General features: G+C 68.3%; 21 protein-coding genes. 8 read left to right on the forward strand and 13 right to left on the reverse strand.

Annotated features, from left to right (window positions below):
* Positions 1 to 39 precede the first annotated feature (39 nt).
* The 3 genes from J4030_RS07760 to J4030_RS07770 form a co-directional block, all read right to left on the reverse strand.
* Positions 40 to 984, reverse strand: a complete 945-nt coding sequence (locus J4030_RS07760) for a GNAT family N-acetyltransferase (protein ID WP_208048635.1) — start codon at positions 982 to 984, stop codon at positions 40 to 42.
* Positions 985 to 1147: 163 nt separating this feature from the next.
* Positions 1148 to 2221, reverse strand: coding sequence for an NAD-dependent epimerase/dehydratase family protein (locus tag J4030_RS07765; protein ID WP_208048636.1), 1074 nt, complete (start codon positions 2219 to 2221; stop codon positions 1148 to 1150).
* A complete protein-coding gene (locus J4030_RS07770; protein ID WP_208048637.1) occupies positions 2218 to 2571 on the reverse strand; it encodes a Rieske (2Fe-2S) protein in 354 nt (117 codons plus the stop codon). Before J4030_RS07770 ends, J4030_RS07765 begins: the two co-directional genes overlap by 4 nt.
* Before the next feature lie 97 nt (positions 2572 to 2668).
* On the opposite strand from J4030_RS07770, the gene tdh reads away from it, so the two are divergent.
* Positions 2669 to 3706: an L-threonine 3-dehydrogenase gene (gene tdh / locus J4030_RS07775; RefSeq protein WP_208048638.1), complete on the forward strand. Its 1038-nt coding sequence runs from the start codon at positions 2669 to 2671 to the stop codon at positions 3704 to 3706.
* 41 nt (positions 3707 to 3747) lie between these two features.
* Positions 3748 to 4947, forward strand: a complete 1200-nt coding sequence (locus J4030_RS07780) for a glycine C-acetyltransferase (protein WP_208048639.1) — start codon at positions 3748 to 3750, stop codon at positions 4945 to 4947.
* Positions 4948 to 4989: 42 nt separating this feature from the next.
* Here the strand turns inward: J4030_RS07780 and J4030_RS07785 are convergent, their stop codons facing one another.
* The gene (locus J4030_RS07785; RefSeq protein WP_208048640.1) at positions 4990 to 6477 is read right to left on the reverse strand and encodes an MFS transporter; all 1488 of its coding nucleotides are present in this window, start codon (positions 6475 to 6477) and stop codon (positions 4990 to 4992) included.
* Positions 6478 to 6709: 232 nt separating this feature from the next.
* Here J4030_RS07785 and J4030_RS07790 point away from each other — a divergent pair, with 232 nt between their 5' ends.
* Positions 6710 to 7210: a hemerythrin domain-containing protein gene (locus tag J4030_RS07790; protein WP_208048641.1), complete on the forward strand. Its 501-nt coding sequence runs from the start codon at positions 6710 to 6712 to the stop codon at positions 7208 to 7210.
* A gap of 208 nt (positions 7211 to 7418) precedes the next feature.
* Here the strand turns inward: J4030_RS07790 and J4030_RS07795 are convergent, their stop codons facing one another.
* The 8 genes from J4030_RS07795 to J4030_RS07830 are packed head-to-tail and all read right to left on the reverse strand — an operon-like array spanning position 7419 to position 10499.
* Positions 7419 to 7592 carry a CsbD family protein gene (locus J4030_RS07795; RefSeq protein ID WP_208048642.1) on the reverse strand — a complete coding sequence of 58 codons (174 nt, stop codon included), beginning with the start codon at positions 7590 to 7592 and terminating at the stop codon, positions 7419 to 7421.
* Between the two features lie 23 nt (positions 7593 to 7615).
* The gene (gene amaP, locus J4030_RS07800; RefSeq protein ID WP_208048643.1) at positions 7616 to 8206 is read right to left on the reverse strand and encodes an alkaline shock response membrane anchor protein AmaP; all 591 of its coding nucleotides are present in this window, start codon (positions 8204 to 8206) and stop codon (positions 7616 to 7618) included.
* On the reverse strand, positions 8203 to 8742 hold the full coding sequence (locus J4030_RS07805; RefSeq protein ID WP_208048644.1) for a DUF6286 domain-containing protein: 540 nt from the start codon (positions 8740 to 8742) through the stop codon (positions 8203 to 8205). The genes amaP and J4030_RS07805 overlap by 4 nt, the downstream gene beginning before the upstream one ends.
* Complete coding sequence (locus J4030_RS07810; RefSeq protein WP_208048645.1) at positions 8739 to 9167, reverse strand: hypothetical protein; 429 nt, start codon at positions 9165 to 9167, stop codon at positions 8739 to 8741. Before J4030_RS07810 ends, J4030_RS07805 begins: the two co-directional genes overlap by 4 nt.
* Positions 9160 to 9336: a DUF2273 domain-containing protein gene (locus J4030_RS07815; RefSeq protein WP_208048646.1), complete on the reverse strand. Its 177-nt coding sequence runs from the start codon at positions 9334 to 9336 to the stop codon at positions 9160 to 9162. Before J4030_RS07815 ends, J4030_RS07810 begins: the two co-directional genes overlap by 8 nt.
* Before the next feature lie 47 nt (positions 9337 to 9383).
* Positions 9384 to 9683, reverse strand: coding sequence for a hypothetical protein (locus tag J4030_RS07820; RefSeq protein ID WP_208048647.1), 300 nt, complete (start codon positions 9681 to 9683; stop codon positions 9384 to 9386).
* Positions 9680 to 9997: a hypothetical protein gene (locus tag J4030_RS07825; protein ID WP_307864609.1), complete on the reverse strand. Its 318-nt coding sequence runs from the start codon at positions 9995 to 9997 to the stop codon at positions 9680 to 9682. The genes J4030_RS07820 and J4030_RS07825 overlap by 4 nt, the downstream gene beginning before the upstream one ends.
* Complete coding sequence (locus tag J4030_RS07830) at positions 9987 to 10499, reverse strand: Asp23/Gls24 family envelope stress response protein (protein ID WP_208048648.1); 513 nt, start codon at positions 10497 to 10499, stop codon at positions 9987 to 9989. Before J4030_RS07830 ends, J4030_RS07825 begins: the two co-directional genes overlap by 11 nt.
* 284 nt (positions 10500 to 10783) lie before the next feature.
* On the opposite strand from J4030_RS07830, the gene J4030_RS07835 reads away from it, so the two are divergent.
* The gene (locus tag J4030_RS07835; RefSeq protein WP_208048649.1) at positions 10784 to 11620 is read left to right on the forward strand and encodes a TetR/AcrR family transcriptional regulator; all 837 of its coding nucleotides are present in this window, start codon (positions 10784 to 10786) and stop codon (positions 11618 to 11620) included.
* A 15-nt stretch (positions 11621 to 11635) separates the two neighbouring features.
* On the opposite strand, the gene J4030_RS07840 is transcribed toward J4030_RS07835, so the two are convergent.
* On the reverse strand, positions 11636 to 12094 hold the full coding sequence (locus tag J4030_RS07840; protein WP_208048650.1) for a MarR family winged helix-turn-helix transcriptional regulator: 459 nt from the start codon (positions 12092 to 12094) through the stop codon (positions 11636 to 11638).
* A gap of 62 nt (positions 12095 to 12156) precedes the next feature.
* Between J4030_RS07840 and J4030_RS07845 the strand changes: the two genes are divergently transcribed.
* From J4030_RS07845 to J4030_RS07860, 4 genes are all read left to right on the forward strand, one after another.
* A complete protein-coding gene (locus J4030_RS07845) occupies positions 12157 to 12525 on the forward strand; it encodes a VOC family protein (RefSeq protein WP_208048651.1) in 369 nt (122 codons plus the stop codon).
* A 78-nt stretch (positions 12526 to 12603) separates the two neighbouring features.
* Entirely contained in the window at positions 12604 to 13062 is a 459-nt protein-coding gene (locus J4030_RS07850; RefSeq protein WP_208048652.1) for a hypothetical protein, read from the forward strand.
* Between the two features lie 71 nt (positions 13063 to 13133).
* Complete coding sequence (locus J4030_RS07855; RefSeq protein ID WP_208048653.1) at positions 13134 to 14138, forward strand: aldo/keto reductase family protein; 1005 nt, start codon at positions 13134 to 13136, stop codon at positions 14136 to 14138.
* 65 nt (positions 14139 to 14203) lie between these two features.
* Complete coding sequence (locus tag J4030_RS07860) at positions 14204 to 15715, forward strand: APC family permease (protein WP_208048654.1); 1512 nt, start codon at positions 14204 to 14206, stop codon at positions 15713 to 15715.
* The last annotated feature ends 13 nt before the right edge of the window (positions 15716 to 15728 follow it).

Consider the following 15728-nt stretch of genomic DNA (forward strand, 5'->3'; position numbering starts at 1 on the left):
TGTACGTCATACAATTAAATAGGTCAATGTGCGCAGCGCCTACTGCTCGTGGACGATCCGTCGTCGAGTGACGTGGAAGCCCGCACGAATGAAGGCCGCGCGCATCGGCGTGTTGGCTGCGTCCGTCGTACCCACGATCTGGTCCTGATCGTCGTCGTGATGCACGTGCACCATCTCTGCGAGGACGTCGTGCACGTACCCGTTTCCGCGGTGCTCCGGGAGGATCCCGAGATAGCTGATGCTCGCGTCGTACGCCGTTCTCGTGGGGATCATGAAACCGACGTGCGTCCGGCCGTCGACCACGGCCACCCGCCAGGACGCACGCTCGCCCGGCAGTGAAAGGTAGAACTGCAGGTCGTCGTCGGCGAGCGCTTCGACGCCTTCGTCGGCGACCATGTGCAGGGTGTGGGCATCCAGGGTGCCGTCGGCCACCCTGGCGAACATCGTGCGGAACGTGGCGTCGGGCGCAGCCTCGAACCGCAGCCGAGTGGATCGGGCCGGCCGCGGATCAGCGCCCGAACGGCGGTAGCTGACCCGCTCGGTCGTCCGGGAGAAGCCGCCTGCCCTGGCAGCGTGCTCGCGCCACCGCACGGCCGCGACGGCAGCAGGGTCGTCGGCCCAAGCTGCGGGTACATCCACGTTGAACTCCAACGCCGAACCGGGACCGAACGCCTCAATCCCCCGTGCGATGAGAGCGGCACCCACCTGCTCCGGCTGATCAGAAGCATCGCGCAGCAGGAGACAGTCCAATGTGGTGGGCCGCTCCGCGGTCTCCCCGCCCCACCACAGGGCCCGACCGATCACCGCGCCGTCCTGCACCGCTACCCAGGCCCACTCAGGCCGGTAGTTCCGGCTGTCCAGTTCGCGCCGAAGCCGAAGGTCGTCGACCCAGGCGACGGGCTCCGTGCCACGCCATCCGAAGAGCGGACTGAGGTCGTCGCTGGTGATACGTCGAACCGAGATGGGGTTGCTGCTGACCGGCATTGCACCGAGCATGCCTCGGGATCGACCCTCACGTCACGGGCATTTCGGCCCGGACCGGCACCCCGCGCGGTGCTAATGGGGTGACCACGAACGCGTTCGTCAGTCGCCGTATTCGCGACTTGCCGGTGTCCGTCGCGACCCGCCGGCAGCCGTCGTCGCGAGGTCACGACCGCTTGCGCCGACTCACCGGCCCCTCGGTCACCAGGGTGCGCAACCGCTGCGGCAGGGACTCCCGCCGCAGTGCCGGACTGCTCGTGCCGACGTTGCCGGTCATCCCGGCGACGGCGTCCGACAGGGCGCGATGTGGATCGGCGCTCGGCCGCCATCCCAGGTCGTGATGGGCGCGTGCGCAGTCCTGCAACGGCACGCCGAACGCGAGGTCGATCCACCCGGGGCTGAGCGGCTGCAGCCTGGCTCGCCAACTGCCCGATACGAGGCTGCGCAGCATCGGGGCGGGCATCTGCACCGCGCGGGCGCCGAGGACGTCCGCGACGATCTCCCGCGTCAGCGGCTCGTCCGCCGCCAGGTTGAACGCGCCGCCGCGGCTCTGGTCCAGCACCCGCACGAGCGCGTCCGCCACGTCGTCCGAATGCACCACTGGGATGGCGAATCGGCGATCCAGTGGCAGCAGCGGCAGGTACCGCAGCAGCTTCACCGGGAAGTACGCCGGCAGGCCGTAGCGGTCGAGCGCGGCACCCGCGTCCCGCTGCATGACGATGCCCGGGCGGATGCGGGTGACCGTCATCCCCTGGGGATGCTCGCGCCCGTACGCGTCCAGCAGAGTCTCGGCGGCCGCCTTGTCCGAGCTGTACTGCGAGGTCGGCATCCCCGAGTGCGGATAGGACTCGTCGACCGGAACGTTGCTCGCCTTGGGTGCGTAGGTGCCGACGGAGGACATGTGCACGAAGTGGTCGACGCCGGCCGCATGCGCCGCGGTGAGCACGGCCTTCGTGCCCCCCACGCCGACGCGGTGCAGGTAGACCGGCCGGCGGGTGGGCTGGAACGCCCAGACGAGGTGCACCACCGCGTCCACGCCGACCATGGCCTCCTCCAACGCCGCCTGCGAGTTGTCGTCGCCGAGGTCGACGCGGTGCCAGCGCACGTCGTCGTAGGGCGGCTCGGGCGGCGGCGGGCGCCGCGCGAGTCCGACGACCTGCACGTCCTCCCGGTCGGCCAGGCGGCGCAGGAGCGCAGTGCCGATGTTGCCGCTGGCGCCGGTGACGAGGACCCGGGTCATCGGACCTCCAGGCCGTTCGCCGTACGCACCAGCCGGCGTACCCGCAGCTTCAGCCGGCGGCCGTAGGAGAGCACGAGGCCGGTATAGCCCGGCGTGCTGCCGTGGTAGCCGAGGAAGCCGCGCGGTCCGGCGACCATCGCCCCGGTGACGACGTCGTACCGGCTCTGGTGCCAGGGGCACACGAGGCAGCCCTCGGCGTCCACGTGCCCCTCGCTCAGGTCGGCAAGTTGATGGCGGCACCGGCGGGACACCGCGAAGTCCTCGCCGTTGCTGTTGCCGACAGCCCATCTACCGAGCCTGCGGACCGATCCGGGGGGAAGGTCGGCAGCGACCGGCCGTTGTTCGCTCATGTGCCTGCGATACCCGTTCGGCGCGATGGTGACGCGTCGTCCGCGTGCCCCACCGCGGCTGCCTGGCCTAGCGACGCCGGGGGCATACTTCCTATCCGTGCGTGCCCTAGCCAAGACCACTGCTGCTCCTGGCCTCGAGTTGATCGATGCCCCCGAACCGGACTGCGGCCCCGACGACGTCAAGATCCGGGTGCTGCGGGCGGGGTTGTGCGGCACAGACCTGCACCTGGAGCAGTGGGACGAGTGGGCCGCCGCGACGCTGCGCGTGCCCCAGATCATCGGCCACGAGTTCTTCGGCGAGGTCGTGCAGGTCGGCGCCAACGTCACCAGCGTCTTCGTGGGTCAGCGCGTCTCCGGCGAGGGGCACATCGTCTGCGGTGAGTGCCGCAACTGCCGTGCCGGCCGTCGCAACCTGTGCATCCGCACGATCGGCATCGGCGTCAACAGGAACGGCGCGTTCGCCGACTACGTCGTCATCCCGGCGACCAACGCGTGGGTGCAACCCGACGACCTGGACCCCGACGTGGGCGCCATCTTCGACCCGTTCGGCAACGCGACCCACACCGCGCTGTCCTTCCCCATCGCGGGAGAGGACATCCTCGTCACCGGGGCCGGCCCGATCGGCGTGATGGGCGCCGCGATCGCCAAGCACGTGGGTGCCCGCAACGTCGTCGTGACCGACATCAGCGACTACCGCCTCGGCCTCGCCAAGGCAGCCGGTGCCGACCGGGTGGTCAACGTCTCCCGCGAGCGGATCGCCGACGCGCAGCGCGACCTCGGGATGCGCGAGGGCTTCGACATCGCCCTGGAGATGTCCGGCCATCCGGCGGCCGTCGAGGAGATGCTCGCCAACATGAACCACGGCGGCCGGATCGCCATGCTGGGACTGCCCGCCGGGCCGTTCCCGATCGACTGGGGACGGGTGATCACCCACATGATCACCATCAAGGGCATCTACGGCCGCGAGATGTACGACACCTGGTACGCCATGAGCGCGATGCTGCAGTCCTCCGACCTGCTCGCGCAGGCCCTGCAGTCGGTCATCACCCATCGCTTCCCCGCGGAGCAGTGGCAGGAAGCGTTCGACACCGCCCGGTCCGGGCAGTGCGGCAAGGTCGTCATGGACTGGAGCTGACGCCACCGCGTCGCTCCCTCACCCCGCCCGAGGAGACATCGATGTACGACATCAAGGACGCCCTGACCGCGACCCTCGCCGAGATCGAGGACGCGGGGCTGACCAAGCACGAGCGGGAGCTGACCTCAGCGCAGTCCTCGCACGTGCGCACCAAGCAGGGCGACGCGCTGAACTTCTGCGCGAACAACTACCTCGGGCTGGCCGACCACCCCGAGATCGTCGCGGCCGCGACCGCCGCCCTGCAGGAGTGGGGCTTCGGGATGGCGTCCGTCCGCTTCATCTGCGGCACGCAGTCCCAGCACACCGAGCTCGAACGCCGGATCGCCGACTTCGTCGGCCAGGAGGCGGCGATCCTCTACTCCTCCTGCTTCGACGCCAACGGCGGCACCTTCGAGGTGCTCTTCGAGGCGCAGGACGCGATCATCTCCGACGCGCTCAACCATGCCTCGCTCATCGACGGCATCCGGCTGTCGAAGGCGAAGCGCTTCCGCTACCAGAACGCCGACATGGCCGACCTGCGCACGCAGCTGCAGGCGGCCCGCGAGGTGGGCGCCCGACGTACGGTCATTGTCACCGACGGCGTGTTCTCGATGGACGGGTACTACGCGCCGCTGGACGAGATCTGCGACCTGGCAGAGGAGTTCGGCGCCCTCGTGATGGTCGACGACTCGCACGCGGTGGGCTTCGTCGGCGACGGCGGACGTGGGACGCATGAGTTGAAGGGCGTGCTCGACCGGGTCGACATCGTCACCGGCACCCTCGGCAAGGCCCTCGGCGGAGCCTCCGGCGGGTACGTCGCCGCGCACCGGGAGATCGTCGACCTGCTCCGTCAGCGCTCGCGGCCCTACCTCTTCTCGAACGCCGTGGCGCCGAGCGTCGTGGCCGGCTCGCTGAAGGCGCTCGAACTCGCCGCGACCTCCACCGAGCAGCGAGAGGCGTTGCGGCGCAACACCTCCCTCTTCCGCGAGCTGATGACCGGCGCAGGGTTCGAACTGCTGCCCGGTGGGCACCCGATCGTCCCGGTGATGTTCCCGGGCGAGGAGGGCGCGCGCATGGCCGCGCAGGTCGCCGACGCCATGCTCGAACGCGGTGTCTACGTGATCGCCTTCTCCTACCCCGTCGTACCCCAGGGGAAGGCGCGCATCCGCGTCCAGCTGTCGGCCGCGCACAGTGAAGACGACGTGCGCACCTGCGTGCAGGCGTTCGTCGACGCACGCGACGAGGTCACCGCAGGCAGGTGATCCTGCCTGCGGTGACCGGGGTCGGCGGAGGGGGATCCCCCGTCAGTTCTCCTCCACCGCGTGGGAATCGGTGAGCGTGAGCGCGCCCCCGATGGCGATGACGCCGACCACCGCCGCCAGCACGGCGTAGGTGATGCGCTCACCGTGGAAGAACGACGCCACCAGACTGCTGCTCCAGGTGCCGGCCGGCAGCTGAGCCGTCACGAGCGCCGCGATGAGCGTGCCGACGATCGCGGTGCCGACGCTCGTACCGACCTCCTGCGCGCTGTCGTTGAGCGCCGCGCCGACCGACGTGCGGTTGGCGGGCATCGCATCGATGAGGGCGACCGCGCAGATGGTCATCACGGTGCGCAGTCCGATCGTCATGAGGACCATCGAGGCGGCGATGGGGGCGTACCCGTGACTGACGCCCCAGGACAGGCCCACCAGGGAGAGGGTCAGGCAGACGGCGCCGACGAGGCAGGCGATGCGGTGGCCGAAGCGCTTGCCCAGCCACTCCGACAGCGGGGTGGCCGCGATCATCGTGATGATGATCGGCAGATTCGCGAGACCAGCCCTGACCGGGCTCCAGCCGTACGCGTACTGGAAGTGCAGGATCAGACCGAAGAGGACCGCGGCCATCGCGATGGAGGTGCCGATCTGGGCGAGCACGGCGCCGCGGGCGGTGCCGTTGGACATGATCGACAGGTCCAGCATCGGTGCGACGGTGCGGCGCTCGTGCCACACCCAGGTGACGCCGGCGGCGAGCGCGCCGACGATCGAGGCGAGGGTGACCACCGAGAGCCATCCGTGCTGCACGCCGCTGGTCAGGGAGTAGCAGGCCAGTCCGATCATCGTGATGCTGAGGGCCGCTCCCGGCAGGTCGAGCCGGTCCTTGGTCAGGTCCTCGGGCCGGTCCGCGCTCACTCCGAGACGTACGCCGATGCAGGCGATCAGCGCGATCGGGGCGTTCACGACCAGCAGCCACTCCCACCGCACGTGCGCGAGGGCGGTGCCGCCGAGCAGCGGGCCGAGGATGAAGCCGGACATCCCGACGACGATCATCACGGTCACCGCGCGCATCCGCAGCGCCTTGTCGTCGAAGAGGCGGAAGACGAGGGAGTTGGTGATGGGCGCCATCGCCGCCGCCGCGACGCCGAGCGCCGCCCGCAGCACGATCAGCTCCCCGGTCGATTCGACGAAGATCACTCCCAGGCTGAGCACGCCGAAGAGCGCGAGCCCGACCAGGAGGACCCGGCGCCGACCCAGACGGTCGGCGATCGACCCGGAGGTGAGCAGCAGTCCGCCGAAGGTCAGCGAGTACGCGCCGGTGACCCATTGCAGCGCCGTGGTGCCGCTGCCGAGGCTGCGACCGATCGTGGGCAGTGCGATGGACAAGAGCGTGTTGTCGACCATCTCGACGAAGAACGCGAGGCACAGCGCGGCCAGCGGGATCCACGCCGCGCGCAGCGACGAGTACGTGTGCGACTGCGGCGCCGGCGTCTTGATGGCGATGTCGGCGGTGTTTGCAGGGGACGTGGTGTTCGTCATGGCGGCCTCCTCAGGATGACGGGCGAGCTCGGTGGACATGTCGCCGAACCTAGGGAGCCGCGCTTTCACGGTGGTTTCATCCCGGTTTCACCCATTGCCCGCGCCACACCACCCGCCTGCGCTCCGCCGGGCCGCGCGGGCAGCCGAGCTCCCCCCAGCGCCCTACCGGCCGACTATCGTCGGTGACAAGACCGAGTGTCCACCGGCGTGCTCGTCACAAGGAGATCGCTTCATGAGCTCAGATGCCATCGTTCTACTCAAAGACGACCACAAGCACATCAAGAAGCTGTTCCGGGACTTCCAAGGTGCCGGCGAGAACGCCACGAAGACAAAGGGCGACCTCGTCACCAAGATCATCGAGGCGCTGACGGTGCACACCTACCTGGAGAACGAGGTCATGTACCCCGAGGTGCGCAAGCTGCTGCCCGACCTCGAGGACGACGTGCTCGAGTCCTACGAGGAGCACCACGTAGCGGACGTGCTGTGCACGGAGCTGTTCGCGATGCAGCCCTCCGACGAACGATTCGACGCCAAGACCACCGTCCTGATCGAGAACGTCTCCCACCACATCGATGAGGAAGAGAACGACTGGTTCCCGAAGGTGCGTGCGGGACTGAGCCGAAAGACGCTGCAGGACATCGGCGCTCAGATGGCCGACATGCGGGACAAGGCGCCCCGATCCCCCGCCCAGCCTTCGGCCCTGAAGAAGACCGTCGACGCCATCATCAAATAGCCACCCGCCTCCTTGTCCGCCTGACGTCTGCGCGGTAGGCGGCGGTCAGCCGTCGGCCCGCCTCGACACAGGGCTTGCGGGATGACGGCCGCCGAGCAGGGAAAGGCTCACGCCCCAGTCGTCGGCTGGCGCGTCCCACGACACCTGCAGGGGTCGTCCGCGACCGGGGTCGCCGGCGAACCCCCGCAGGGTCGAGCTGCAGCGTGGGTCAGTTGTCGAACGCGTCCTTGACGTTGTCGCCGACCTTCTTGGCCGATGCTTTGCCCTGGTCCGCCTGGCCTTCGGCCTGCAGGCTCTTGTCGTCGGTCGCCTCACCGGCCTTCTGCTTGGTCTTGCCCTGCAGTTCCTCGGCGGCGTGCTTGGCCTTGTCCATCAGTCCCATGAGATCTCCTTGATGGGTGGTGTTCAGTGCACCCGGGCGGATGCATCGGATTTCCGTTCGCTACGGGGCGAACGGGTCTGGTCGAGCAGGACGCGTGCAGTGACGCCCTGGTCGGGGAACGCGGATCGCAGTTGCGTCTGCAAGGCCTGTGTCGCCTCGTGAATGCTGGTGCCGTCCGCATGCTTGTCCAGATGGGCGGTGACCAGCACGGTGGTCGCGGCGCCGGCCTGGCTGCTGCTGGCCTTCACGGACGTGAACGGGCCGGACTTCTGCAACGAGTCCGCCACTGCGGACGCCAAAGACGCGGTGTCCAAGGTGATCGTCCCGTGAGGGTCGCTCTGGGGCATCTTCGTCTGCTTCGTCGTCGTGTTGCGCAGATGCGCGAGCAGCCACCAGGTGCCAATCAGGCCCAGGATCAACGTGGCCACTGCGAAAGCCCACGGCCACCAGCTAGTGGCCGCCCAGTTCGGGAGCGATCCCAGCGAGATGCGACGGGAGTAGCCGTGCAGCACCAGGTGGTAGCGCCAGTCGATGAGCGCCAGCCCCAGCGCGATCAGTAACAGCGCGATGACGATGGTGGCGAGGCGGTCGAGCTTGTACGGCGCGCGGCTCATGCGGTGACCTCCCGGATGTCGACCTTCACCGGCAGGTCGCTCAATTGACCGATGCGGTCGTGGATCTGCTCCGTGGCGGTCTGGGCGATCTGGTCCTGCTCGATACCCGGTGTGGTGTGCAAGCGGACCCGGATACGGCGACGGGACACCTTCGAGTGCGCCTGCAGCACCCCGGGTACGTCCTCGCCGGCGGCCTTGGCCAGCCGACCGAGCGCTGCCGGAGCGATCCACACGTCGGCGGATTCATCCTCGTCGGGCACCAGCTGATGGGTGGATCGGCGCGGTTTGAACGAGACATAGAGCAGCAGCACCCCGACCAGGAGAGCAATCACGGCCAGCGGAACGACCCAGTCGGCCCGGGTGGAGTGGTTGACGCCGTCGATGGCGCCGCGGGCCCAGGCGTGCCCGGTGGCCCAGCCCTGGGTGACGAAAAGATCGTGGATTCCGATGACAGCAAGGGCGATCATGGCGACAGCGACCAGGAGGCCGGTGGCCGCAGCCACGGGCGTGGCGCGGGGCGTGTTCTTGGTACTCATCGAACCCTCCGTTCCGGTGCGCCGACCTGGTCGGCGGTGAGGACGTGCACGGTGACGTCCACACGACGTACGTCGCTGCCGGACAGGCGGGTGGTCTCCGTGCGCACCTGATCGCGAGCAGTGGAGGCGATGTCCTCGACCACTCCGGGCCAGGCCACGGCGATGTCCAGGGTGATCCAGCTGGAAGCACCGCGAATGCTCACCTCGGCGTGCGGATATCCGCGGCCACGCAGCTTGTCCATGTTGGAGCGGTAGTTCACCGTGCCGGCTACGTCGGCGGCGATGTGTTCGGCCAGGTGCTCGATGGCGGCAGAGCGCACATCCAAGATGCCGCGGGTCGACGGTTCGCTGGCCTGCTCGGAGGTTTTCGGTGAGGTGCGGGCGGCCGACTCCTGAACGGCGCCCCCCGCAGATGAGTCACTCACGCTTGCCACGGACCAACGCCGCCAAGTCCAGTTCGCCGTCGACCTGGGCGCCGACGAGGTAGCCGATCACACCCAGCACGAGAGCGAGCAGGAAACCGGTGAAGCCGTCGATCGCGATCGCGATCGCCATCAGCAGTCCGGCGAGCAGTCCAAGAGCGGAGCGTGTCATGAGAGTTCTCCTTAGGAGAGTTCGGTGGTGCTGAACGGGTGTGGGGGTCATAGCCGGCCGTACCGGCGCGACCCTGGCCACCCGGCGGGAAGGATCCGGCGCATCGTGCGCACTGCTCGGCGGGTGTTGCCGCGCACCGACGACAGACGCCCGTGGCGCACGATGTCGGGCACAGGCCCGTGACCCGCAGCATGCGGGGCACCGGAGACGACACCGAACTGGTGGTCGATCAGTGCCATTGCGGCCAGGTACTCCTGCGGGTCGCCCCCCAGATCCGGGTGCAACCGACGCGCGACTGCACGTCGCGCCGCAGCGTGATCTGGGGTGCGGTCCGCGTCGGAGTTCATCGACCCTGGTCGTCGGCAGCGGCAACGTCCTCGATGGTGACGTCCACCCGGCCGGGTGCGACCCGTTGGACGGCGGTCCGCACAGCCTGCGCCGTGGTCATGGCCGTGGCTCCCCAGGCGAGGACGATGTGCACGTCGTACCCGTCGTTCAACGTGCGGACCCCGGCAACGCGACGTCCGGGCAGGTAGGTCGCGACCTCACCGAACGCCCCCGCATGCAGGCCGTGCACACCAGGCGTGGCCAGCACCGCGTCCGTGATGACGTCGGCGATCTGTGCCGAGCCGCCCTGCGGCTCAGCACAGTCACTCGACACGCGACTGCTGCTGCGAATCGTCGTCGTCGGATCCGTCGTCCAGGAACACGTCGTGCACCGTGATGTTGACCTCGGTCACTTCCAGCCCGGTCATCTGCTCGACACTGGAGATCACGTTGCGGCGTACACCTGCGGCAAGGTCCACGATCGCGACGCCGTACTCGGCGACCAGGTCGACGTCGACCGCGGCCTGCCGCTCCCCGACCTCCACCGTGACGCCCTGGGAGTGGTTGGTGCGTGACCCGGGGATCCGGTCGCGCAGTGCGCCCACGGCCCGTGCCGCTCCGCCACCGAGGGCATGCACTCCCGACACCTCGCGGGTGGAGATGCCGGCGATCTTCGCCACGACCGTGTCGGCGATGGACGTACTGCCCTGCGAAGTCACCAGCGGGCTGTCGGCCTCGCGGGTGGATACCTCCGAACTGCTCTTGCTGGAGGCAGGCTTCGCCGAGGTGGGGGTTTTCGCGGTGCCGGCCGACGAGCCGGCGTGGGTGTCTGTCATGGCTGCTGCCTTCGATAGCTGTGGATGTTCACGAGAGGTCTCGATGTTTCGGCGGTGCGGCGTTCGGCCACGATCGGTCGGCTGCCTGCTGCCGCATGACCATCACCAGGTCTGGGGCGACGAGTCGTTGTGTACACCGTATACGGAAAAGCGTACGGTGTACACAAGCGTTGTCGCTGCCGTGCCGCGAACGGGCGAACGGTCGTCGGGGAGGCCTGATCCCAAATCGAGACCGGACCAGCACACCGCGGAGCAGGATGGACCTGCAAAGGTCAGGTGGTGTGGTGAGACAACTCAAGGACGGTTCGAGCACTGGCGCACGGCGGCGGCTCTCCCTGGGACAGATCGTGACGGCGACGGTGGCCATGATCGACGAGGAGGGCATCGCCGCCGCCTCGATGCGCACTGTGGCGCGCCGCCTGCGCGTGCAACCGATGGCCTTGTACCGGTACGTCGAGAACCGCGAGGACCTGTTCGACGCGGTGGTGGACCACATCGTGAACGAGCTCGATCACGACCCGGATATTCCGAGAGCCACCACCGAGACCGATTGGCGGTCCTATCTGGCGGGCCTGGCGTGGGGAGTGCGCCGGTACGCGCGCGCCCACCCCCACGCGTTCCCGCTGGTCGCGACACGTCCACCGAGTGCACCGTGGATCAACCCCCCGCTGCGGTCCTTGCGCTGGATCGAGACGCTGCTGCAGCACCTGTCGGAGGCGGGGTTCACCGATGAACAGGTGCTGTTCACCTACCGCTCCTTCAACAGCTTCCTTCTCGGCCACCTCCTGCTGGAGACGAGTGCCATGGTGATCTACGACCCCCGACCGGGCGACGGATCCTTCCAAGCCGGCGACGACAGCGGGACCCACGATCCGGTCGACCCGACCGACCCCGTCCCGGGGTCCATCAGCCCCACCCGTACCACCGGTGAACGGGAGGAGATCGCCGCGGCTGTGGGCGAGGACACCGGCGAGCTCGTCGGCGTCGACCCGGACGAATACCCCGTCATCCACCGCCTGCGGGAAGGTCTGACGGAGGACCGGTTCGAGGCCGAGTTCGGTGCCGGGCTGGACATCCTCCTCAGCCGGATCGAGGCCGAGCTCACCGGCGGGGCCGTCTGACCTGCGCCGAGTGACTCACCCGGCGCCGTTGGCTTCACGCAGTGACCGGACCATGCTGCGCAGGATCCTGAGTGCGTCGGACTGCTCGTCCGCCGTCAGACCACTCAGCATCCTGACCTCAACGGACCGGATTGCGGCGGTCGCCTTCGCGAGGCTCCGCCGACCACGTGGCGTGAGCCGCGCGGGAAGGACCTTTCCCACAGCGGCCTCCGCCGGCCTGGTGACGTAGCCGTCACGTTCCAGGGCCTGCAGCAGCACGTTCATCGACTGCCGCGTCACGAACGCGCCCCGTGCGAGCGCGGAGTTCGACAGGCCCGGACGCTGTGCAAGCAACTCGAGGCACGAGTAATGCGTCACGGTCATCCCCAGCGGCCGCAGCACCGCCTCCATCTCGGCGCGAAGGGCGCTCGAGGTCTCCTTGAGCAGGTAACCCAGAGACGTCTTCAGGTCGATGCCGGGTCCGTCTTGACTCATGTCAGCATTCTGACATAGCTTCTCCTATGTCAGTCTTCTGACACGAACAGGAAGAAGATCACATGCCCGTCACCGGCCCAGATTTCATCTCCCTCCAGGCACGAGACCTCTCTGCCTCCCAGGCGTTCTACGAGCACTACCTCGGTCTCGTCCGCTCCCCAGCCGGCCCTCCCCATGCCGTCGTCTTCGATACGACGCCGATCGCGTTCGCCCTACGAGACGTCGTTCCCGGCACCGACCTCGCGTCCGTCGCGCAACCCGGCATCGGCGCCGCAATCTGGCTCCACGCCACCGACGTGCAGGCCATCCACGACGCGCTCGCCGCCGACGGCCACACGATCGTCACGGCACCGATCGACGGGCCGTTCGGTCGCACCTTCACGTTCGCCGACCCCGACGGCTACCAGGTCACCCTCCACGACCGGGCCTAGGAGGATCAGCGCCTCGACCAGGGGGCGCCCTGTCACATTTCGCCCCACCGACCTGCCTGCGACGCCATACTTCGCGGTATGCGGTGGACGATGTGGATCTCAGGGGCGACAGGGGTCGTGGCGGTTGCGACCGCCGGGGCGGGCTTCGTGCACGCACCGCACACGACGGTCGCGCTGCCCGGCGCGCAGGCCTCGCCCGCCACGGTGATCCGCACCTACGTGCGCGCGATCAACGACCGCGACTACTCCACGGCGAACGCGATCCAGCTGCGCGGTCCTCGCATCGAGGACCACGGTTGGTTCGACGCCCCCTCGATCCGGCACCTGAACGTCACCCACGTCACTCCCGTCTACAGCGGAAAGGACGTCCCGAGCAGTTCGGTGACCAGCTTCAAGCAGGTCGTCGAGGTCGACATCCGCGGGCAGTTCCATCACTGGGACGACGGCCTGCCGGGTGGCGATCACATGGTGTCCTACTACCTGGGGCGCAACACGGACGCGCAACGGTGGCGGATCGTCGACGAAGGGCAGGGCTGAGGCCGGATCCGCAGAGCCCGCCGCCCTCCCCGGGGGCGCGTCATCCGGACTAACTGACTACGGTCGCAAACATGGACTTCCGATACCTCGGCAACAGCGGACTGAAGATCTCCGAGATCACCTACGGCAACTGGCTGACCCACGGCTCCCAGGTCGAGGACGACATGGCGGTGCGGTGCGTGCGCGCGGCCCTGGACGCCGGCATCACCACCTTCGACACCGCCGACGTCTACGCGAACGGCGCCGCGGAGAGCGTGCTCGGCCGGGCCCTGGCCGGCGAACGCCGCGAGGGGATCGAGATCTTCACCAAGGTCTACTTCCCGACGGGTCTGAAGAAGCACAACGACACCGGCTTGTCCCGCAAGCACATCCGCGACTCGATCGACGCCTCGCTGCGACGGCTGCGCACCGATTACATCGACCTGTATCAGGCGCACCGCTACGACCACGAGACGCCGCTGGAGGAGACGATGCAGGCGTTCGCCGACGTCGTGCGGTCCGGCAAGGCCCTCTACATCGGGGTCAGTGAGTGGACCGCGGAGCAGCTGCGGGCCGGGCACGAGCTCGCGCAGGAGCTCGGCATCCAGCTCATCTCCAACCAGCCGCAGTACTCCATGCTCTGGCGGGTCATCGAGGACCAGGTCGTGCCCACGTCCAAGGAGCTGGGCATCTCCCAGATCGTCTGGTCCCCCATCGCGCAGGGCATTCTCACCGGCAAGTACCAGCCCGGCCAGCAGCCGCCGGCGGACAGCCGCGCCGCCGACGAGAAGGGCGGTGCCGACATGATCAAGCGCTTCATGAACGACGAAACCCTTACGGCTGTGCAGAAACTCGTGCCCATCGCCAAGGACCAGAATCTCTCGATGGCACAGCTCGCGGTCGCCTGGGTGCTGCATAACGACAACGTCGCAGCCGCCCTCATCGGCGCGTCGAAGCCGGAGCAGGTCACCGACAACGCAGGCGCCGCCGGCGTCACCCTCGCACCCGAGGTCCTCACCTCGATCGACGAGGCGCTGGGTGGGCTCCCCGAGAAGGACGCCGGTAAGACGAGCTCACCCAAGGAACGTCTCGTTTGAGGCACGAATGCCCTCGGGCGTTTCCAGCCTGAGCAATTCCTGAACATCCTCGCTACGCTCCGGCGATGGGATTCTCCACGCTGGTGCGGACCAAGGATGTCGAGACCGTCATCCACCAGAACGACGAGGGCGGTGCGGACCACCACGCGAGGCTCGGCAAGAGCCTCGGCGCCCGGGACCTGATGGGTTTCGGGATCGGCATCGTGATCGGCACCGGCATCTTCACCCTGACGGGAGTGGAGGCCAAGAACCACGCCGGTCCGGCGGTGGTGATCTCCTTCGCGATCGCAGGGGTCATCAGCATGCTCGCGGCGCTCTGCTACGCCGAGCTCGCCGCGGCGGTGCCGACCGCCGGCAGTTCCTACACGTACGCGTACACGACGATCGGTGAGATCTTCGCCTGGATCATCGCGTGGGACCTGATCCTGGAGTTCGCCCTGGGCGCGGCGGTGGTCGCGCGCGGTTGGTCCGGATACCTGCAGTCGTCGTTCAACCTGCCGCAGGCGTTCTTCGGTGAGGAGCACTCGGTCGTCAACCTCGGCGCCGTGTTCATCGCCGCAGTCCTGGGCGTGATCGCCGCGGTCGGCATCCGCGAATCCAAGTGGGTGACCAACGCGTTGGTCGCGATCAAGGTGTCGATCTGCGTCTTCGTCATCGTCGTCGGCATCTTCTTCGTCAAGGCCGCCAACTACAAGCCCTACATCCCGCCGTCCCGCCCGGACACCTCCGGCAAGTCGGGCCTGTCCCAGCCGCTGTGGCAGTGGGCCTCCGGGTCGCACGCCACGGCGTACGGGCTCACCGGCGTGCTCGTCGCGACGGCCGTGGTCTTCTTCGCCTACAGCGGTTTCGAGGCGGTGGCCAACCTCGCCGAGGAGACCAAGGACCCCGCCAAGGACATGCCGCGCGGCCTCATCGGCACCCTGGTCATCTGCACGGTCCTCTACCTGGCCGTGTGCGCGGTGCTCACCGGGATGGTCAAGTACACCGCCCTGTCCGAGGGCGCGCCGATCTCGGACGCGTTCAAACAGGTCGGGATGGGCTGGGCCAACGTCGTGATCGGCATCGCTGCGGTCTGTGGTCTGAGCTCGGTGATCCTCGTCGACATCGTGGCCATGGGCCGGATCGGCTTCGCGCTGTGCCGCGACGGCCTGCTGCCCCCGTCGGTCGGTCAGGTCCATCCGAAGTTCAAGACGCCGTTCCGGATCACCATCTTCACCACGATCGTGGTCTGCATCCTCGCCGCGTTCGTCCCGCTGGCCACCCTGGCCGAGATGGTCAGCATCGGCACGCTCTTCGCGTTCGTGGTGGTGGCGATCGCGGTCGCCGTGCTGCGACGTACGAAGCCGAAGATGAAGCGGCCGTTCCGGACTCCCGCGATCCCGTGGCTGCCGATCGTCTCGGCCGTGTCCTGCGTCGCCCTCATGAGCAGCCTGGCCGTCGAGACCTGGATCCGGTTCCTCATCTGGCTCGTCATCGGACTGCTCGTCTACGTCTTCTACGGGCGCAAGCACTCCCGCCTCGCGACCGGGGAGAAGGCCATCCCCGGCGTGGACGACGCCGACCCCGTCGACGCCTGACCGGCCGCGGGTC

This window comes from Allobranchiibius sp. CTAmp26 (assembly GCF_017565405.1).
Classification (GTDB): Bacteria; Actinomycetota; Actinomycetes; order Actinomycetales; family Dermatophilaceae; genus Allobranchiibius.